Origin of the sequence: Streptomyces flaveus (assembly GCF_014647675.1) — a bacterium.
GTDB lineage: Bacteria > Actinomycetota > Actinomycetes > Streptomycetales > Streptomycetaceae > Streptomyces > Streptomyces flaveus.
On the sequence record NZ_BMPQ01000005.1, the window covers coordinates 1 to 19,198 of the forward strand.

At 69.5% G+C, this 19,198-nt stretch carries 19 protein-coding genes; 9 read left to right on the forward strand and 10 right to left on the reverse strand.

From position 1 onward, the window contains the following. Positions 1-103 precede the first annotated feature (103 nt). The gene (locus IEZ21_RS11885) at positions 104-502 is read right to left on the reverse strand and encodes an ACT domain-containing protein (RefSeq protein WP_189321863.1); all 399 of its coding nucleotides are present in this window, start codon (positions 500-502) and stop codon (positions 104-106) included. 588 nt (positions 503-1,090) lie between these two features. On the opposite strand from IEZ21_RS11885, the gene IEZ21_RS11890 reads away from it, so the two are divergent. From IEZ21_RS11890 to IEZ21_RS11900, 3 genes are read left to right on the forward strand one after another with little or no spacing between them, the layout of a single operon-like run. Further along, positions 1,091-2,203, forward strand: coding sequence for a sugar ABC transporter substrate-binding protein (locus IEZ21_RS11890; RefSeq protein WP_189322242.1), 1,113 nt, complete (start codon positions 1,091-1,093; stop codon positions 2,201-2,203). A gap of 30 nt (positions 2,204-2,233) precedes the next feature. Further along, the gene (locus IEZ21_RS11895; RefSeq protein WP_189321864.1) at positions 2,234-3,013 is read left to right on the forward strand and encodes an ATP-binding cassette domain-containing protein; all 780 of its coding nucleotides are present in this window, start codon (positions 2,234-2,236) and stop codon (positions 3,011-3,013) included. Continuing rightward, positions 3,004-4,278 carry a sugar ABC transporter permease gene (locus IEZ21_RS11900; RefSeq protein ID WP_189321865.1) on the forward strand — a complete coding sequence of 425 codons (1,275 nt, stop codon included), beginning with the start codon at positions 3,004-3,006 and terminating at the stop codon, positions 4,276-4,278. Before IEZ21_RS11895 ends, IEZ21_RS11900 begins: the two co-directional genes overlap by 10 nt. A 286-nt stretch (positions 4,279-4,564) precedes the next feature. On the opposite strand, the gene IEZ21_RS11905 is transcribed toward IEZ21_RS11900, so the two are convergent. Further along, entirely contained in the window at positions 4,565-4,936 is a 372-nt protein-coding gene (locus tag IEZ21_RS11905; protein ID WP_189322290.1) for an ATP-binding protein, read from the reverse strand. 229 nt (positions 4,937-5,165) lie between these two features. Between IEZ21_RS11905 and IEZ21_RS11910 the strand changes: the two genes are divergently transcribed. From IEZ21_RS11910 to IEZ21_RS11930, 5 genes are all read left to right on the forward strand, one after another. Further along, positions 5,166-7,613 (forward strand): sensor histidine kinase, encoded by a 2,448-nt coding sequence (locus IEZ21_RS11910; protein ID WP_189321866.1) that lies wholly within the window; start codon positions 5,166-5,168, stop codon positions 7,611-7,613. A gap of 2 nt (positions 7,614-7,615) precedes the next feature. Next, complete coding sequence (locus IEZ21_RS11915) at positions 7,616-8,050, forward strand: roadblock/LC7 domain-containing protein (protein ID WP_033320527.1); 435 nt, start codon at positions 7,616-7,618, stop codon at positions 8,048-8,050. 8 nt (positions 8,051-8,058) lie between these two features. After that, positions 8,059-8,445, forward strand: coding sequence for a DUF742 domain-containing protein (locus tag IEZ21_RS11920; RefSeq protein ID WP_051744642.1), 387 nt, complete (start codon positions 8,059-8,061; stop codon positions 8,443-8,445). Beyond that, positions 8,426-9,016 carry a GTP-binding protein gene (locus IEZ21_RS11925; protein ID WP_189321867.1) on the forward strand — a complete coding sequence of 197 codons (591 nt, stop codon included), beginning with the start codon at positions 8,426-8,428 and terminating at the stop codon, positions 9,014-9,016. The genes IEZ21_RS11920 and IEZ21_RS11925 overlap by 20 nt, the downstream gene beginning before the upstream one ends. A gap of 289 nt (positions 9,017-9,305) precedes the next feature. Next, positions 9,306-10,142, forward strand: a complete 837-nt coding sequence (locus tag IEZ21_RS11930) for a hypothetical protein (protein WP_189321868.1) — start codon at positions 9,306-9,308, stop codon at positions 10,140-10,142. Between the two features lie 41 nt (positions 10,143-10,183). Here the strand turns inward: IEZ21_RS11930 and IEZ21_RS11935 are convergent, their stop codons facing one another. Genes IEZ21_RS11935 through IEZ21_RS11955 form a run of 5 tightly spaced genes read right to left on the reverse strand, consistent with a single transcriptional unit; the run spans position 10,184 to position 15,909 of the window. Continuing rightward, positions 10,184-10,837, reverse strand: a complete 654-nt coding sequence (locus IEZ21_RS11935) for a hypothetical protein (protein WP_189321869.1) — start codon at positions 10,835-10,837, stop codon at positions 10,184-10,186. Continuing rightward, positions 10,834-12,417 carry an ATP-binding protein gene (locus IEZ21_RS11940; protein ID WP_189321870.1) on the reverse strand — a complete coding sequence of 528 codons (1,584 nt, stop codon included), beginning with the start codon at positions 12,415-12,417 and terminating at the stop codon, positions 10,834-10,836. The genes IEZ21_RS11935 and IEZ21_RS11940 overlap by 4 nt, the downstream gene beginning before the upstream one ends. Next, positions 12,318-13,001, reverse strand: a complete 684-nt coding sequence (locus IEZ21_RS11945) for a response regulator (protein WP_189321871.1) — start codon at positions 12,999-13,001, stop codon at positions 12,318-12,320. Before IEZ21_RS11945 ends, IEZ21_RS11940 begins: the two co-directional genes overlap by 100 nt. Positions 13,002-13,024: 23 nt before the next feature. Next, on the reverse strand, positions 13,025-14,692 hold the full coding sequence (gene murJ, locus IEZ21_RS11950; protein WP_189321872.1) for a murein biosynthesis integral membrane protein MurJ: 1,668 nt from the start codon (positions 14,690-14,692) through the stop codon (positions 13,025-13,027). Continuing rightward, positions 14,689-15,909 (reverse strand): lipid II:glycine glycyltransferase FemX, encoded by a 1,221-nt coding sequence (locus IEZ21_RS11955; RefSeq protein WP_189321873.1) that lies wholly within the window; start codon positions 15,907-15,909, stop codon positions 14,689-14,691. The genes murJ and IEZ21_RS11955 overlap by 4 nt, the downstream gene beginning before the upstream one ends. A gap of 277 nt (positions 15,910-16,186) precedes the next feature. On the opposite strand from IEZ21_RS11955, the gene IEZ21_RS11960 reads away from it, so the two are divergent. After that, entirely contained in the window at positions 16,187-17,365 is a 1,179-nt protein-coding gene (locus IEZ21_RS11960) for a L,D-transpeptidase (RefSeq protein WP_189322243.1), read from the forward strand. A gap of 137 nt (positions 17,366-17,502) precedes the next feature. Here IEZ21_RS11960 and IEZ21_RS11965 read toward each other — a convergent pair whose 3' ends face one another. The 3 genes from IEZ21_RS11965 to IEZ21_RS11975 form a co-directional block, all read right to left on the reverse strand. Continuing rightward, positions 17,503-18,036, reverse strand: a complete 534-nt coding sequence (locus IEZ21_RS11965; protein WP_246567617.1) for a PIN domain-containing protein — start codon at positions 18,034-18,036, stop codon at positions 17,503-17,505. A gap of 34 nt (positions 18,037-18,070) precedes the next feature. Then, positions 18,071-18,535, reverse strand: a complete 465-nt coding sequence (locus tag IEZ21_RS11970; protein ID WP_189321875.1) for a helix-turn-helix domain-containing protein — start codon at positions 18,533-18,535, stop codon at positions 18,071-18,073. A gap of 118 nt (positions 18,536-18,653) precedes the next feature. Next, positions 18,654-18,806: a hypothetical protein gene (locus IEZ21_RS11975; protein WP_246567619.1), complete on the reverse strand. Its 153-nt coding sequence runs from the start codon at positions 18,804-18,806 to the stop codon at positions 18,654-18,656. Positions 18,807-19,198: the final 392 nt, after the last annotated feature.

Genomic DNA, 19,198 nt, shown 5'->3' on the forward strand with positions numbered 1-19,198 from the left:
CCACCAGCACCGCGAGTGCCAGGTCGTAGGCCCTGTGCATCCACGGTCGCGGCAGTAACGGGCGCACCATGGCCGTCAGCGTACACGGCTGATCAAAAACGAGTCAGGCGGACCGCAGCGCGAGGTCTTCCAGTACGGCGACGGCCTGAGCGGCGTGCTCGTACGGCACGAACAGGTGGTCGTGGTGGAACCCGGCGACGACGTTGCAGCTCAGGCCGGCATCGGCGAGTTCCCTGGCGACAGCGGCGGTGAGCCCGACCGCCTCCAGCGCGGAGTGGATGCGCAGCGTGATCCAGCCGGCCACATACTCGTACTCCAACCCCACCGCGTCCGCTTCGTCCAGCCGTACGACCAGGGTCAGGCCCTCCTGCTCGGCGACCGTGACCACCGGGGTGACGCCGGAGGGCACACCACCCTCGACAGTGGTGAACACGTAGCGGCCCGGATTCAGCGTCGGACGCATCCCACTCAGCAGTTTCCGCAGATCACTCTCACCGGTCACGGCCAAAATGCTACGCGTGACCTGCACTTTCGACCCGCCCAGGGGTGTCGGCCCAGTTGGCCAGGAACGTCAGGGCCCGCGCCGAGCGGGAATACGGTTCGGCCGTGCAGGCGAGCAGTGTCGCCCAGCCCGGCCCCGGCGGGGACTGATGGCGTTCACACCCCGCGTCAGCGCCGGGGGCCGGCCAGCGCGTAGGCCAGGGTGCCTACGGCCAACAACTCCACCGCCAACGGCAACCCGCTCATCCAGTGGACCTGCGGCACCGGCACCAACCAGCAGTTCAAGCGCGGGGCCTGAGCACCACCCTCCGCCCCAGGCGCTCGGCCGGCTCCTCCGGCCGGGCCGCCTTTCGTGTTGGTCGCGAAGCAGGATGCCCTCCTCCGCACGGGCCTGTGCGATGTTCTCGTGGGGTCGCCCGACGAAGTTCCACCAATGGTGGCGGTACCGCTGCTGTCCACATTCAGGCTCGCCCGGCGCTGTCAGGCGGGCGAGCCGGGCCTGAACGGAACGGCACCGACGCCTTGGCTACCCTTGGCATTAATCTCCCATCACTGGGCAAAATGGGAAAAAATCTTTAAGGAACCGAAGATGGGTCTCGGTGTCAGCGTTCCGGCCGTGAGGCGTAGGTCCCTCACCCGTGCGTCTGTGGCGATCTCGGTTGCCGCCGGTCTGACCCTGACCGGGGCCTGCGGCGGAGGCGGTGAGAGCGGCGACGACAGCCTCACCGTCGGCGTGCTGCTCCCGGGTGGCGGAGCCTCTCGCTTCGGGCAGTTCGACAGGCCTTTGATCGAGCAGAAGCTGAAACAGCTGTGCCCGGACTGCCCGGCGGCGACCGTCGCTGCCACGTCCGAGCCGGCGGTCCAGCGGCAGCAGCTCGACGCCATGATCACCAGAGGTGTGGATGTCCTGATCCTCACCGTCGTCGACGCCAAGGGGCTGCGCTCGACGGTCGAGGCCGCGCACCGAGCCGGTATCCCGGTCGTCGCCTATGACCGGCTCGCGCAAGGCCCGATCTCCGGTTATGTCACCTTCGACGGTGCGACGGTCGGCAGGCTCCAGGGCGAGGCGCTCCTGAAGGCCATGGGCGCGAAGGCGGACGGCGGCCAGATCGTCATGATGAACGGCGCCACGATCGATCCCAATGCCGGCTGGTTCAAGCGGGGAGCGCTCTCCGTCCTCAAGGGCAAGGTGAAGATCGGCAAGTCGTACGACACCGTCGGATGGCGGCCGGAGAACGCCTACGTCAACATGACCGGCGCCATCGCCGCCTTGGGCGCGGGCAACATCGACGGCGTACTGGCTGCCAATGACAGCCTCGCCAGCGCCGTGATCTCCGCCTTCAACGCCACGGAGGTCAGGCCGCTGCCCCCGATCACCGGCCAGGACGCCGACCTCGCGGCCGCGCGGCGCATCGTCAGCGGCGACCAGTACATGACCGTCTACAAGCCCTTCAAGCCCGCGGCCGACGCCGCCGTCGAGATGGCCGTCGCCCTGGGGCGCGGCGAGGCGGTCGAGTCCATCGCCACCGGCACCGTCGACAGCGACACCACCAAGGACATCCCGGCGGTCCTGCTCCCGTCGATCTCGGTGACGGTCGGCAACATCAAGGACACTCTGGTAAAGGATGGCATGTACACCATCAATCAGATCTGCACCCCGAAGCTCCGATCCGCCTGCGACAAGGCCGGACTCACCCGATGAGCTTTCCTCGAAGGTGGAAGGAGGTGGCCCGTGCCGGTGCAGCCTCTGCTGGTGTTGCGCGGCGTCTCCAAGCGCTTCGCTGCCGTCCAGGCGCTGGTGGACGTCGAGCTGGAGATCAGAGCCGGGGAGGTGGTGGCCCTGATGGGCGACAACGCAGCCGGCAAGTCCACCCTGGTCAAGGTGATCTCGGGAGTCGGTCCCGCCGACAGGGGCGTCATCGAATGGCAGGGCAGTGCCGTCCAGATCAAGCGTCCCCAGGACGCCCAGGTCCTGGGGATCGCGACCGTCTACCAGGACCTCGCGATGTGCGGCAACCTCGATGTCGTCGGGAATCTCTTCCTCGGCCGGGAAATCCACCGGCTCGGCATCCTCGACGAGGTGGAGATGGAGCGCCGCACCCGCGAGCTGCTGCATACCCTGTCCATCCGCATCCCCGACGTACGTGTGCCACTCGCCACCCTGTCCGGCGGCCAGCGACAGGTCGTCGCGATCACCCGCTCGTTTCTCAGCGCGCCCAGGCTGCTCCTGCTCGACGAGCCCACCGCCTCCCTGGGCATCGAGCAGACCAGTCAGCTCCTCGACCTCATCGAGCAGCTGCGCGACCAGGGCGCCGGGGTGCTCCTCATCAGCCACAACATGGGTGACATCAAGGCCGTCGCCGACCGGGTCGCCGTCCTGCGCCTCGGCCGCAACAACGGCGTCTTCGACGTGAACACCACCGCCCAGGAACAGATCATCTCCTCCATCACCGGCGCGGCGGACAATGCCGCCGGCCACCGCCCGACCCGCCCTGAGGAGGCATGGCCGTGAGGTGGAGGGAGACCCGGGCGCGCGCCGCCGATGCCGCGCCCGGCGCCGGCCGGCGCCGCGACGGACGCCGGTGGTACGCCGGACGTCTGAGGGCGTACGCCGTTGCGGTGCGCCGCAGACTGCACGAAGGCGACCTAGGCCCGGTCCCGCCTCTGCTCGCTCTCGCCGTGACCTGGATCGTCTTCCAGAGCCTCAACGACAACTTCCTCTCGCCGCGCAACCTGTCCGTCCTCAGCGTGGACATTGTCGGGACCGGCATGATCGCCGTCGGCATCGTCTTCGTACTGCTGATCGGCGAGATCGATCTGTCGGTGGGCTCGCTCGCCGGCCTGGCGGGCGCCGTGTTCGCGGCGCTGAACGTGAACCTTGGAATGCCGGAATGGCTCGCTGTGATCATCGCGGTGAACTGCGGTGCGGCCGCCGGGGCCATCCACGGATTCTTCTTCGCCAAGATCGGCGTACCCTCGTTCGTCGTCACCCTCGCGGGCCTGCTGGCCTGGAACGGCCTGATGCTCTACCTGTTGGGGCCGGAGAGTTCCATCAATTTCAGCGAGGACGAGCTGGTCACCACGCTGACCAGCCGCTACTTCAGTGCCGCCGTCGCCATCTACGGTCTGGCGGCGCTCGGCACGGCCGCGTACCTCTTCGTCTCCTACCACGACCGCAGGCGCCGCGGCGCCGCCGGGATGCCGTACCGGCCGGTGCGCGAGATCTGGGCGCGTACGGCCCTTGTCGCGGTGGTCGCGTTCGCCACCGTCTACGTGCTGGGCCGGTTCGAGGGCCTGCCACTGGCACTCCTGATCTTCCTCGGAGTCATCATCGCCTCGGACCTCTTCCTGCGCCGCACGCCCTACGGCCGGCAGGTCCTCGCACTGGGCGGCGGTGTGGAGGCGGCGCGGCGGGCCGGCGTCGATGTGGCGCGCGTGCGGATCTCGGTGTTCCTGGGGTCGGGGACCCTGGCCGCGGTCGGCGGCCTGTTCGTCGCGTCGCGGCTCACCTCGGCGACCCAGGTCCCGGGCTCCGGCATGCTGCTGATCAACGCCATCGCCGCTGCCGTCATCGGTGGCACCAGCCTGTTCGGCGGACGCGGCTCGACCTGGTCCGCGCTGCTGGGGGTGCTCATCATCCAGTCGATCGCCTCGGGCATGGCGCTGCTGGGAGTCGAGCCCGCGGTCCAGTTCATGATCACCGGTGGAGTGTTGCTCACCGCGGTGGTCTTCGACACGTTGGCTCGGCGTGCCGCGGAATCGGGCGGGCGGTCCTGAGACATATCGGGTCACCGGCCACCCGGCCAGGGCGGTGGCGACGCCGAGCGTCCGGGCGGCGGCAGCCGACGCGCACCGGCCACCACACCGCCAACAGCGCCGGCTCGGCGCGTGCTGGGCGTACGAGGTCAGCGGCTCAGGACCCGTCCGGCTGGCACCGCGGGCACCACACCGTCCTGCGCCTTGCCATGATGCCCCTGCCCTGCGCACAGGAATCGAACACCTTCCGGAATCCCTCGACGTCCGGCAGCTCAGGCATGGGGTACGTCCTCTCTCTCACGCTCTCTCACGCGCAGATCGGCGGCAGAGGACGCACCGACGACAGGGGACCGGACCAGGCGTCAGCGGGGTGGTCGGACCGTTCGCGGGGGGCGGAGTTGCGTACCTCCACCAGCAGCCGGTCGTCCTCGGCGTCGACGCGGACCGCGACCGTGGCACCGGGGGCATGCCGGCGCACGTTGGTCAGGGCCTCCTGTACGACGCGCTGCACGGAGGTCTCCACCTCGGGCGCGAGTTTCGTCGCGCGGGCCGCCGTCCCCAGGTGCAGGCTCGCGTCCTGCTTCACCGACGAGATCACCTTGCCGTACTTCGTGCCGGACGGGTCCTGAGATGTGCCGGCGATGCGCCATCTACGGAGCACGGTCCAACAATTCGTCATGGCCCAATCGAAATTAGATAGATATATTTGGCTAACTGTTTCGCGGTAGTATCTGGCGTCGTCGAGCGGACCGTAGGCGGCCCGTCACTCAGAGCAGCGCTGGGGAACTTCCGTGGCAGTGCATGCAGCACGTGCGTCGAAAAAGCAAGGCCCTCCGGAGAGAGGCTCTTCGGAGGGAGGAGCCAGGCGGCAGCCGTCACTTCGCACGGCCCTGCTCATCCTGGCGCTGGTGCCCAGCGTGACTCTGGTCGCCCTATGGGCGACGACCTCCGTGCAGCTGTACACGGAGTGGCAGCAGCAGCGGCAGCGCAACGAGGCGTCCACCGAGGCCGCGCGGCCCATCATGGCCGCGTTCTTCAGTCTCCAGGAGGAACGGCGGCTCAGCGGTGCGGCGCTGGGCGACTCCCGGTCGTACAAGGCGGAGTTGCAGAAGCAGCGCGGCCGGACCGACGCGGCCGTCAAGACCGTCCAGGCGCTCCCCGGCAGCGGATGGGACGCCCCGGACGACATCCGCCGCAACGTCGTCCAAGTGGGCAGGGACCTGGACAAGCTGGCCGACTACCGGAACGCCGTCGACCGGCGGACCGCCTCCCAGCAGCAGACGTTCGACGACTACACCGGACTCATCGCCACCGACCTCAAGCTGTTCACCGTACTGAGCAATGTCGGCATCGCGGACATCGACTACCTCGCCCGGCCGGCCATCGACTCGGTCTGGGGCATGGAGATGATCTCGCGCGAGAGCGCGATCATCACCCGCGGCACCGTCACCGGGCGCCTCTCCGCCGGCGAACGCGAGCAGTTGGCCGAGTGGATCGGCTCCGAACGCTTCATCTACGACAACAAGGTCGAGGCCCTTGTCCCCGGCGACCAGGCGACGCGGTACCGGAAGCTGATGGCCGGCAGTGCGTGGAAAGCGAAGACCGACGTCGAACAGGACGTGGTGCGCCGCTCCTCGTCCGGGTCGAACGCCTTCTCCGCCGAACTGGGCAAGACCTGGAGCAGCAGCGTCGAACAGGTCATGGGCCCGCTCCAGGAGCTCAACGGCGCCTACTCGGCCACTCTCACGGCGGCCACGGACCGGGAGCTCGACTCCATGGTGACGAAGCTGGTCCTCACCAGCGCGATGGGCGCGGGGGCGGTGGTCGTGGTCATCGTGGTCAGCGCACTGCTCACCCGAATGCTGCGCCGCCGGATCTTCGCCCTCCGGCAGGCAGCCCTCGACCTGCAGACCCGGATGCCGGACGTGGTCGAGCGCATGCGGAGGGGGGAGGCCGTCGACGCGGACGCCGAACTCCCGCAGATCCAGCACGGTCACGACGAACTCGGCCAACTGGGCCAGGCGCTCAACCTCGCGCGGCGCAGTGCGCTGGACACCACCATGGCGCAGGTGGGGCAGTTCCGCGGATTCGAGAAACTCCTCCAGCGCATCGCCCGCCGCACCCAGCTGCTCATCGGGCTCCAGATGAAGAAGCTCAGTGAGCTGGAGCGCCGGCACGAGGACCCGGAGGTCCTGGAGGGCCTCTTCGACCTGGACCATCTCACCGCCCGGCTGCGGCGGTACGAGGAGAACCTGGTGATCCTCGGCGGCGGCCAGCCGCAGCGGCGCTGGCGCAAACCCGTGCTGCTCCTTGATGTGCTCCGCTCCGCGCAGAGCGAGGTCCAGGACTACCGCCGGATCCAGATCGAGGTCGAGGGCCGCGTCTGGCTCTCCGAACGAGCGGTCGGACTGGTGGTGCACGTACTGGCCGAACTCATGGAGAACGCGGTGACGTTCTCGAGGCCGCCGACCCCCGTCGAGGTGTACGCCGCCCGGGTGGGGCGTGGCCTCGCGGTGGAGATCGAGGACCGCGGCGTGGGCATGGACCCCGAGCAGTACGACGAGGCGAACCGGCTGATGGCCGATCCGCCCCGGCTGGACGTCCTGTCGCGTGCCGACGACGTCAGGCTCGGCCTCTATGTCGTATCCCGACTGGCCCAGTCGCTCGGCATCAAGGTGGAGCTGCGGCCCTCGTCGTTCGGCGGCACCCGGGTGGTCGCCCTGATCCCCGACCATTTCGTCGTCGAGGATCCCTCGGCTCCCTCGGCTCCCTCGGGTCCCGAGGGATTCGAAGGATTCGAGGGTCCCGAGCCCGTTCCTGCGACGGTCGCCACCCCGGAATGGCCCACCGCGGATCCAGTCACGACAGCCGGGCCGGGCCCGGCTCACGGCACGGCACCGGTGGTCAACACGGCACCGGTGGTCAACGTGTTCACCCCGCTTTCCCGCGCCGGGGCCGGGTCCGCGGTTCACCACGGTGACACGTCCACCGGGCAGCGGTCGCACACCGGCCTGCCGCCGGTGCACCACACCCCGACGGAGCAGCCGCTGCCCAAGCGGGTGCGCATGGCCAGCCTCGTCGACGAGCTCCGGGACCCCAATGCGAATGTGCGGGCACACCCGGCCGCCGCGCAGGCCCCGGACCGGCCGGCCGCTCCGGCCCGCTCCGGGGCGACGATCGGCGCCTTCCAGCGCCAGTCCCGCAAGGCCAGGGGCGACGCCCACCACACCGGCGCCGTGTTCAGCAGTGCCGGAGCACACGGCGGCGCGGACCCGGGCGCCGTGGAGCACGGCACCGGGGAACGCGACCGCACCGAAGCCCTCCCGTATCGCAGACGGACCCCGACGGAAGACTGACCATGACACAGCGAACGACCGCCACCCTTCAGGACCTCGACTGGTTGCTGGACGGCCTGGTCGAACAGGTGCCCGGCACCCAGCACGCCATCGTGCTGTCCGACGACGGGCTGGTGGTCAGCCAGTCCCGCACCATCGCCCGACGGGACGCGGAGCGCCTCGCCGCCGTGGCCACCGGCCAGCAGAGTCTGGCCCGAGGCGCCGGGAGCCTGTTCGGCGGTGGTCCGGTGCTTCAGGTGATCGTCGAGATGAGCGATCTCTGGCTGTTCATATCCGCCGCGGGCAGGGGTACCCACCTGGCTGTCGTCGCCTCCCAGGAGGTGGACGCCGAGCTCATGGCCGTGGCCATGCACACCCTGATGCAGCAGGTGGGCCAGCGTCTGGGCGCCGAGGCCCGCGTCGGTGCGCCACCCGTCGAGGGCGGTGTACGTGAGTGAGTCACTGGATGGACGACATGGAGGCCGAGGACGCCGACGACGCCGAATCACTGTTCGTCAGGCCGTACACCATCACCCAGGGCCGGACGGCTCCGGCGCGCGACGACCTCACCCTCATCACCATCGTGACGACCGTCGAACCGGCGCCGGGCCGGGCCGGCACCCGTGGTCTGCAGCCCGAGCACCGCTCGATACTCCAGCAGTGCCTCCGGCCTGCGGCGGTGGCGGAGGTCGCCGCCGAACTGAATCTGCCCGTGGCGGTGACGAAGATCCTGATCGACGATCTGGTCGGACTCGGCAGGGTGACAACCCGACCACCGATCGCCATGGCGGTAGGAAGCGAATCGAACATGACACTTCTGCGGGCGGTGAGGGATGGTCTTCGTAGAATCTGACCCGGTCGGCGGCGCGCGCGCAGTCACGTCGCCCGCGGCGGTCAAGATCCTCGTGGCCGGTGGCTTCGGCGTGGGCAAGACGACGCTCGTCGCGGCGGTGAGTGAGGTGACTCCGCTGCGTACGGAGGAGTACATGACCGTCGCGAGTGTGGGCGTCGACGACGTCGGAGGCATCGAGGACAAGACCACCACCACCGTGGCCATGGACTTCGGCCGCATCACGGTGAACAGTCAACTGGTGGTCTACCTCTTCGGTACGCCCGGCCAGGAGCGCTTCTGGTTCATGTGGAACGACCTGGTGCAGGGCGCGCTCGGCGCGGTCGTCCTGGCCGACACCCGGCGACTGGAGTCCAGCTTCGCGTCCATCGACTTCTTCGAGAGCCGCGGCATCCCGTTCGTGGTCGGCGTCAACTGCTTCCACGGCCGGATCGACCGGGACGAGCGGGAGGTTCGTGAAGCGCTGGACCTGGGCCCCGAAGTGCCCCTGGTGATGGGGGACATGAGGCAGAAGTCGGTCGGCCGCGATCTGCTGGTGTCCCTCGTCGAATACCTGATTGCGACCGGCCGATAGCCCGGTTGTCCATCCGGTGTCATGGTCCTCGCCGGTGTTCGAGCGGCGTTCGAGAGTCGTGTCCTGCGCTGCGGGTCGTCCTGCGCTCGCCCGTGTGACGCACGGTGGCGTCGGCCGACTGGCTTCCGTAGCCGATGTGTTGCTGTGTCACGGCTGTGCCACGGCGGTGTCCTGAAGGGAAGACGGGCGTGACCTGAGGGCTCTGGGGCTCCTCATAGTCGGCACAGGGCGGGAACCGGCGGAAACGCCGCCGGGCGCCTGCTGCTCCCCACTTCGGAAGGAACCTCCCGTGAAGAACCGTCACCTGCGCAAGGCCGTCCTCGCCACCGCCGCGATCACCGCCGGACTGCTGATGACGGCATGCCAGAACGGCACCGACGACAGCTCGTCCGGCACGAGCCCGTCGGACACGGCAAGCCCGGTGGCAGCCGCGGAGAAGGCCTCGGACGCCAAGAACTCCAAGGGCTCCAAGAACTCCAAGGGCGTCAGCGGCTCGTTCAAGAACGGCGAAGTCACCTACCTCGCCCCGGGCAAGTACATCGTGTCCGTACCGGGCAAGGACGACCAGCAGTTCTGGGTCGCCGACGACACCGAGGTCTACGGCGCCGGCACGATATGCGGCGAGGCGGGGTCCAAGGTGGACGCGCCGTGCACACCCGACCAGCTGGAGTCGGCCCTCAAGAAGGGTGCCGTGAACGCCGACGTGGAGATGAAGGACGGCGTCGCGACCCTGGTGACCGAGCGCCGCGCCGCCCAGCAGGACTCCGGCTCCGGCTCCGGCGGTGGTTCCGACTCCGGCAGTGGTTCCGACTCCCGCGAGACCGTCGTCGAGGGCATCAACGAGGGCAAGGGCGTCAACGGCACCTGGTTCGGCAACGTCTCCTACCTGGCGCCGGGCAAGTACACCGTCTCCGACATGAAGGGCGTCGAGCAGCAGTTCCTCCTCGCCGATGACACCAAGATCTGGGGTTACGGCGACATCTGCGGTGACACAAACACGGGCGAAGGCGGCCAGGGCGGCACCGAGTGCACCGAGGCCGAACTGGAGACGGCCGCCAAGAAGGGCTTCAGCGCCGAGGTCGAGATCAGCAACGGCATCGCGACCACCATCCGCGACGACCACTGAGCCGGCACCCCAGGGCAAGCGCCGTCGTGTGTGACGGGGTCTCAGCCGGTCGTGCCGGACGGCGTGGGCCGTGCCCGGGGCTCGGTTTCCGTGGGGACGTTCCCGGTGTTGCCGAGGTCGAGTCCGCAGGTGTCGGACCTCGTTGCCCCGTCCTGGCCCGTCAGCTCCACCACGGCCTTGCCGTCGCCGCCCTGGCTGTAGGCGATCGTGCAGGTCAGCTGACGTAGAGCGGTGCTGTCCAGTCCCTTCAGGGCTAGAGGCAGGCGGGCCGTGACCCTGCCGCCCGAGGAGCGCTCGACCGCGACCGTGCCGCCGGCGCGGACGGCGGGCAGGGAGGTGCTCAGGCCGGCGGCCCGGTCCTTCTCCCGCGGACCGGCGAGCAGCGACCGGACGACCTTCTCCGTCGGCACCGGTCCCTCCGTGACGCCGGAGTCCTCCACTTCGCCCGAGACGAGGTATTCGGTCCCGAAGACCGCGTCCGAGGGCACGGTCGTGCGGACCACGGGATTCAGCCCTCCGTCGGGGGAACGGAAGAAGAGCAGCATGTCGTAGTCAGGGTTCACGAAGGCCTGGATGCTGGCGGGACCGCCCGCCTCTATGACGTCGGTCCCCCGGATGCCGCAGCCACCGAGCAGCGGTACGGCGGCCGCGACGGCGACGGCCGCCGCATGTCGGCGCGTCCGCGCACGTATCATCCGTCGGCCTCCTCTGTGTGAAGCGGTATCTCCACGGTGAAGACGGCACCGCCCCCGGGCAGGTTCCCCGCACGGATCGTTCCGCCGTGCAGCTTCACGTTCTCCAGGGTGATCGCCAGCCCCAGGCCGCTGCCCGCCGAACGGGTGCGGGCCGCGTCGGCCTTGTAGAAGCGGTCGAAGATGTGCGGGAGTACCGCGGGCTGAATGCCGGGTCCGCTGTCCGCGACCTCGGTGATCAGCACGGCCGTGCCCGGGGAGTGCGCCTCGGCGCCCAGGTGTTCGGTGTGCAGGCTTACCGTGACCGGCGCGCCGCCGTGCCGCAGGGCGTTGCCGACGAGGTTGGCGATCACGACGTCGAAGCGGCGCGGGTCGAGCCGGGCCCGGATGCCGTCGGGGAGTTCGACGCGGACCCGGTCGTCGGTCCAGTGCCGGTTCTGCAGGGTCTTGCGGATGGCCTCGGCGACGTCGACCTCGTCGGCGTTCAGCTCGGCCGCGCGGGCGTCGAAGCGGGAGATCTCCATCAAGTCCTCGACGAGCACGGCGAGCTTTCCGGTCTCCGCGCTGATCAGCCGGACCGCCCGGGCGGTGTCGGCGTCCAGGCCGTCCGCGTCCTCGTCGAGAACCTCGGTGACGGCCAGCATTCCGGCGAGCGGGGTACGCAGTTCGTGCGAGACGTCGGAGGCGAAGCGGCGGGCGCGTTCCTCGGCCTCGCGCAATTCACGCACGGACCGCTCCAGTTGGCCCGTCGACTCGTTGAACGTGCGTGCCAGGTCCGCCAGTTCGTCGCTGCCGCGCACCGGAATCCGGGTGTCGAGTCTGCCGCTGCCCATGCTCAGGGCCGCCTGGCGCAGTTTCCGCACCGGGCGCAGCACACTGCGCGCGGCGATCAGGCCGGGTATCAGCGCGACGGCGAGTCCGGGCAGGGCGCCGTCCCGGCCGGCCATGAGGAGGGCGTCGACGTTGAGCTGCTCATCGGTCATCCGCATGACGGCGTACAGGACGATTCCGCTGGGCAGCACGCTGTCCGGCCCTGCCTTGAAGACCGTGGGCATGGCGATGGTCAGGTAGGGAACGCCGTCCTTGACGACCCGCTCGAAGCTGCCGTGGGGGTTGGCCCGCGCGGCGCGGCGCAGTTCGGGGGTGATGACGGTGGAGACGGGGTTCTCGCCCGAGGAGGCGCGGATCGAACCGTACTCGGCGAACACCACCCAGGGGTGGGGTTTGCCCATGCGGGCGATGTCACGCAGGACCCCTTCCAGGTCCTCCCTCGGCAGGGGCAGGGAGAAGCCCGTCTGCTGGACCCGGTCACGGAACGACGTGACCGCCGTGTCCTGGGCGGTCTGCAGCAGCGCGCTGCGGGCCTCCCGGTAGGTCAGCGCGGCCGTCGTACCGGCGCTGATGGCGGCGACCACCAGGAAGGCGAGCAACAGCCGCGCACGCAGCCCGAACACCCTGACCCGCGACCGCTGTTCTCCGCTGGTCACAGCGGCCCGAAGCGGTAGCCGAAGCCCCGCAGTGTCTGGACGTAGCGGGGGCTGCCGACCTCGTCCTCGATCTTGCCGCGCAGACGTGCGACGCATGCGTCGACCAGTCGGGCGTCGGCGGTGAAGCTGTGCTCCCAGACGTGCTCCAGCAGTTGCTGCCTGCTGAACACCTGCTCGGGGGCGGCGGCGAGGTGCAGCAGGAGCTTGAGCTCCGAGGGAGCGAGCGTGAGCGGCCGGCCGGCTTTGGTGACGGTCAGTCCGGCCCGGTCGATGGTGAGTTCGCCGTAGACCTCGATGGCCGGGCGCCCCGGGCCGCTGTCGTCCAGGCGGCGCAGTACGGCACGGATCCGGGCCTCGATCACCTCGGGGCGGGCGGGCTTGACGATGTAGTCGTCGGCACCGGCTTCCAGGCCGATGACCACGTCGAAGTCGTCGCCGCGCGCGGTGAGCATGATGATCGGCAGCTGGCTGTGCTCGCGGACCTGCCGGCAGACCTGTACGCCGTTCATTCCGGGCAGCATCAGGTCCAACAGCAGCAGATCGGGGCGGAATTCGGCCAGCGCGGCGAGGCCGGCCTCGCCGGTCGCGGCCGCCCGTACCTCGTGGCCGCGGCGGCGCAGACCGAGTTCGACCCCTTCGCGTACGGAAGGGTCGTCCTCGATGAGGAGCACGCGGGGCATGGGCAGTTCTCCCTCGGTGATGGTCAGGTACGGGTCCGTCTGCGGCGTATGCCGGAGAGCAGCGCGTCGAGTTCGGTGAGCCGCAGGGGGCGGGCGAGCAGGGCGAAGGTGAGGACGACGACGGCCGCGCCGGCAGTTGCGGCTACCAGGGCCCCCGCCCGCAGTGCGCCCGCCACCGCGAGGTGGCCCAGCGCGGTGGCGGGGACGGCGGCGAGCACCAGCCGTACGTGAGCGCCGACGGCGGACGATCGCAGGGGGCGTGCGACGGCGAGCCGGCGGCTCAGCACCAGGCCGGTCACCGCCCAGCCCGCGCACAGCGCCAGTGAGTACCCCGCCGCCATGCCCGTCACGGCCCAGCGCGCCGGCAGCAGATGTGCGGCGGCCAGGGACAGTCCCGCGTTGAGGGCGACGATCACGAGGTTGAGCAGGAACGGCGTACGGGTGTCGGAGAGCGCGTAGAAGGCGCGGGACAGGACGTACTGGCCCGACAGGGCGACGAGTCCCGGCGCGAAGGCCATCAGGATCCCGGCCATGGCGGCCGTGTCGGCGGCGCTGGTCCTGCCGTACCCGAAGACGAGGGCCATCACCGGCTGGGCGAGGGCGAACAGCGCGCAGGCGGCGGGTACGACGGCGGAGGCGCAGACGCGCAGGGCGTGGGAGACGTCGCGCCGTACGGCGGCGGTGTCCCCGTCGGCGGCGGCCGCGCTCATCCGGGGCATCAGCGCGGTCACCACGGAGACCGTGATGATGCCGTGCGGTACGACCCACAGGGCATAGGCGTTGTTGTACGCGCCGTATCCGGGGCCGCCGTCGAGGCCCGCGGTCGTGGCAAGGCGGGTGGTGACCCAGTAGGCGGCCTGGTTGGCCAGGACCAGCAGCACCAGCCAGCCGGCCGAGCGCAGGGGGCGGGTCAGTCCGCTGCCGCGCCAGTCGAAGCGGGGCCGCCAGCGGAAGCGGGCCGCGCGCAGCGCGGGGACGAGGGCGAGTGCCTGGACGGCGATTCCGGCGGTCGTGCCCCAGCCGAGCACGGCGGTCTCGGTCGCGGTGAGCGTGTTCCCCGCGGTGCGTGTGTCCCCGCCGCCCAGGGCCAGGGCCAGGTACAGGCCGAAGACGGTGATGACGACGACGTTGTTCAGGACCGGCGCCCACATCATCGCGCCGAACCGGCCCCGTGCGTTGAGTACCTGTCCGAGCAGCGTGAACAGTCCGAGGAAGAAGATCTGGGGCAGGCAGTAGCGGGCGAACGCGGTGGTCATGGCCGCCTGTTGGCCGGTGTAGTCGGTGTACGCGTCGACGATCGCGGGAGCCGCCCACACCGCGGTCGCGGTGATCGCCAGCAGGGCGACGACGCAGACGGTGACGAGCCGGTCGGTGTACGCGACGCCCCCGTCGTCGTGCTGCTTGGCGGCCTTGACCAGCTCGGGCACGAAGACGGCGTTCAGCGCGCCGCCGAGGAGCAGCATGTAGACGATGGTGGGCAGGGCGTTGCCGACCGCGTAGCCGTCGGCGACCGGCCCGATGGTGCCCAGCGCCGCCGCGACCACGGCGGACCGGGCGAAGCCGGTGGCCCGGGCGACGACGGAGCCGGCGGCCATGACGGCACTGCCGCGTGCGGCGGAGGCCGCCTTCGTCGCTTCCGCGCTGTCCGTGCCGGTCGTTGTTGTCGGCGTGGCCGGCGTCGTCTGCTTCATCGGCGGTTCAGGTACGCCTGGAAGGCGCGGTGAAGCGCGTGGTTGGCGCTGCCGCCCAATGCCCTCTCCCATTCCCCCAACGTCTCGACGACCTGTCCTCCGGTGCCGAGCTTCCACCGCAGCAGTCCGTACGTACGTTCCTCAGGATCGAGAGTGGAGGGTACCCCGCGCATGTCGTAGACGTCGGCCCCGTGGGCGTGGGCGTCCTGCAACATCCGCCACTGCAGGGCGTTGGAGGGCCGGACCTCGCGACGGTGGTCGGCCGAGGCGCCGGTCTGGTACCAGGCCCGGCGGCCCACCGTGATCATCGTGTGGGCGGCCAGGATCTCTCCTCGGTGACGGGCGAGGTACAGCTTCATCCGGCCCGGTTCCTCGGCGTTGAGTGCCGCGTACTGACGCTCGTAGTAGGCGAGCGAGCGGCCGAGCCGGAAACCGTCGCGTCGCTCGGTGATGCCCAGCAGCCGGTAGAACTCGGGGAGTTGTGCCGCACCGCCCACCGCCACCTCCACGCCCTCCTTCTGGGCTCGGCGCACATTGCGGCGCCACTCCTGGTTGAGCCCGGACCACAGGTCCTCGGTGGTGCGTCCGGCGAGCGGTACGTGGAAGACGTGCCGGGGCTGGGCATCCCCGTCCCCGCCCCCGTTCGCACCCCCGTCCCCGCGGGGACCGTCACCACCGCAGCGGCGCCAGCCCCGGGCCCGCAGCCGCTCGGCGACGGCGGTGCCGAGCGGGTCGACCTCACTGGCGAGGACGTCGCCCAGGCGTCGGCCCGGGCCGCTGAGCGGCTTGAGCAGGGCGGCGTCCCAGCGCCGGTAGGCGGGCGAGGGGCCGATGCGCACGGCGAAAGCGCCCGCGCGGCGCAGGTGTTCAAGGAGCGGACCGAGCCAGCCGTCGATGTCGGGGTCGTTCCAGTCGGCGACGGGCCCTTCAGGAAGGTAGGCGAAGTACTTGCGGGTGCCGGGGAACTGACGCAGCAGCACCAGGGCCACGCCCGACAGCGCACCGGCCTCCGGATCCGGTCCCCAGCCGAGCAGTTGGGCGCGCCAGCCCTCCTTGACGTCGGCCCAGGACGGGCACTGGAGGAAGCCGGCGCCGAGGGCCGTGCCGTCGGGGGACGCGAGGAAGGCGCGGTATGTCTCCGCGGTGATGGTGCGCAGGGCAACGCCCCGGTTCCGTGCCTGGGGCACGCGGCTGGGTGGAACGAGCAGCGCTGACACAGCTGAGCCTCTCCTTCTCCCCGGACCTGTGACGGGGACACACAGGAGGTTCACAGCGGTCCATGACCGCTCCGCGCGGCGAATGTGACCGGACCATGACCGTTCCTCACCAGTCGCCGTCACATAGCTCCACAGCGGCTGACCTCGGGTTTTCCGGCTCTACAGTCACGACATCGCCGACTCACCCACCTCGTTGCCGCCCTTCCCGGAGGTCTCGTTGTCCCGCATCCGCGTACTCGCCCATGCCCGCGTCCGGACCGCCGTCGTGGCCTCCGCCATGGCCGCCCTGCTGGCACCGCTCGCCGCCTGCTCGTCGAGCGCCTCCCCCGGCGCCTCCTCCAGCGCCCCGGACACCAAGGTGACGCCGGGCGCCGACGACCGCCCTGTCACGGTCACCGTCACGCCCACGGGAGAACGGGTGCCGGCGGGCGAGTCCGTGAAGGTCACGGCCGCGGGTGGCCGACTCACCTCGGTGACCGTCATCGACGCCGAGGGCGACAGGCTCGTCGGCAAGGTCGCCGCCGACGGCCGGTCGTGGGTCTCCGACCGCAAGGCCGTACCCGGCGCGGCGTACGCGGTGACGGCGGCGACCCGGACCGAGGGCGGAACCGCCAAGAGCACCAAGGCCGCCTTCACCACGGCTCCGGCGGACAAGGTCAACAAGGTCGACTGGCGACCGGGCGCCGGCACCACCGGCGACACCACCGTCGGCATCGCCCAGCCGATCTCCCTGGTCTTCGACCATCCCGTCAGGAACCGGGCCGAGGTCGAGAAGCAGCTCAGGATCACCACCTCGAACGACACCGAGGGCTCCTGGGGCTGGATACGCGACTGGTCGGGCAGGGACAGGGTGGACTGGCGGCCCAGGACGTACTTCAAGCCCGGAACCAAGGTCACGCTGAACGCCGAGTTGAACGGCACCGACTCGGGCGCGGACGGCGGCTGGTTCGTACGCGACTACACGACCACCTTCACCGTCGGCGCCCAGCAGATCGTCAAGGTCGACCTCGACCGCCATCAACTCACCCTCGTACGCGACGGCGAGACGGTCCGGCGCATACCGGTCTCCGGCGGCACTCCCGGCGGTGACAAGCGCTCCTGGCGCGGAACCGCCGTCCTCATGGCCAAGGAGGGCACGATCAACATGAACTCCGAGACGGTGGGCCTGGGCGATGCCTACGACAAGATGGTCGACTCCTCGATGCGGCTGACCTGGTCGGGCATGTACGCGCACGCCGCCCCGTGGAACGCCCGCTACTTCGGCAACACCAACCACAGTTCCGGATGCATAGGAATGAGCGACGCGAACGCGGCCTGGTTCTACGGGCAGGTGCGCCCGGGCGACCCGTTCGAGATCACCGGCAAGGACACCAAGGGCGTGGTCGCGCCCGGGAACGGCTTCGGCGCGTGGAACCTCTCGTGGACCGAGTGGCAGCGGAAGAGCGCGCTGCGCTGAGGAGTGGTCCGGTCACCTCGCCTCCATGCCGCCACTCCTGATCCTCCTGGTGTGCCTGCGGCTCGGCGTCTGAGGGGCCACAAAGTTCCCGGACAGGCACCCAACACGGACTGCCTCCGTCCCGCTGGTTGAACGCTCTAGCTCACGGCTCCCGGTCCAAGACGGAGAGCGGACACAGACTCGGTGAGACCTGATCTTTCCAACTGTGCCAGCACGTCATCGAATGTCTGCGGCGGACGCCGTCGAGAGGTGGCAATCTCCTGCACGCAGGCATACACCACACGGTCATCCAGCCCTACGAGATCCATCATGAACTCGTCGGCGCTCTTGCGCTCAATACCCCAATTGGCCAGATAGTCAGGCGGAAAGTCCTTGCGATTGTTCGTAACGATCACTTGGGCGCCCGCTTGGATCGCCGCGGCCAGCACGTGCCTGTCGTCCATGTCGGGTAGTTTGAGCCCCTCCATGAGGGGCTCAAAGCCCGTGATCAAGCAGTCGCGCACAGCCTCGTTCATGAGGGACCGCCTGCGCGCCAGAGCCTCAGGAGCGATGTCGTAGTTCCGTGCGATGCTCCGGTCCACCTCATCAAGGATGATGTCGGTCCATCTGGCACGGACGAACCCCTTCCGACTCACACGGATCAGCAGATCGCGGAGCGTGTTGGGGTACAAGACGCATGCATCGTAGATTGCAGTAAACGCCACGTCAGAGCAGCCCCAGCTCCTGATCAAACTCCATCAGCTCGTCGGCTGCACCTCTACGCTTCGCGTCGTCCTCGCGCAGGTACTGGCGAAGATCGACAAAGCGGATACGGCGGTGCCGCCCCACGAGCCTGAAAGGAATCTCGCCGGACTCAAGGAGACCGATCAGGTACGGACGGGACACGTTCAGCATGTCGGCCGCCTGCTGTGTCGTCAGCTCTGCGTCGACCGGCATGATCTGTACGCCTTGCCCATTGGCGAGGGCCGCCAGCATCGATGCGAACATCTCCGCCACCGGCCGCGGCAGGACAAGAGCTTCGTCGCCCGCACCCGTTTCCAGGTGAACCTGGATGCCCTCGTCGCCCTGAGCCGTGCGTGAAAGGTAGTCGTTGATCCGTCGCAGCGCCCGCTGCGCATCGCTTACGTCGACAACGCCTGGTTCGAGCTTCCTGCCGGCGGCAGCCCCCATAGCATCCTCCACTGTCCTATTCGAATTATTCACAACAAACGAAACAAACGCAACCCACCCTCGGCGGAGCCGAGCGCAGGCTGACCCGAAGCGGTCCTCGTCCACGACCCGCCCCCCATCACACCCTGTCACCGCCGGGCTGATGGCAGACGACCAGAAGCGGCCAGGTCAGGTCGGCCATCTCGGCCGTGAGGGTCGACTCCGCCACCTGCACGGCCACGGTCCGCCCCGCATACGGGCGGCCGAGGGAGACGACCTGCCGACAGACCATGACCGTGCCGGCCGCGCTGACCCGCCGCTGGACACGGACCGGCTCACGCGAGGCCGTGGGGCCGGGCCCAAAACCGCTACGCGGACCTCACGAGCCCGCGCTACCGTGTGGAGCTGCTGCCAGGAGGAAACATTGCCCAGAGATCACATAATTGCCGCTGCGGATCGCCTCGACACTGTGACCTCCGGTACGCAGAGCGAGACCGAGTACCGGCTCATCTCCGACGCGCATGCCATCACGCACCTCGTGTGCTGCCGTGACGTCCCCTGGCAGACAACGTTCTGCGGCATCAGCGGCCCGGACAGCATCAACCCAGCGGCCGAGGTGCTCTGCACCATGTGTCTCGAAGAAATCGAGGCGATGTCTCCCGGGTGCGTGTCAGCCCCGGAGAA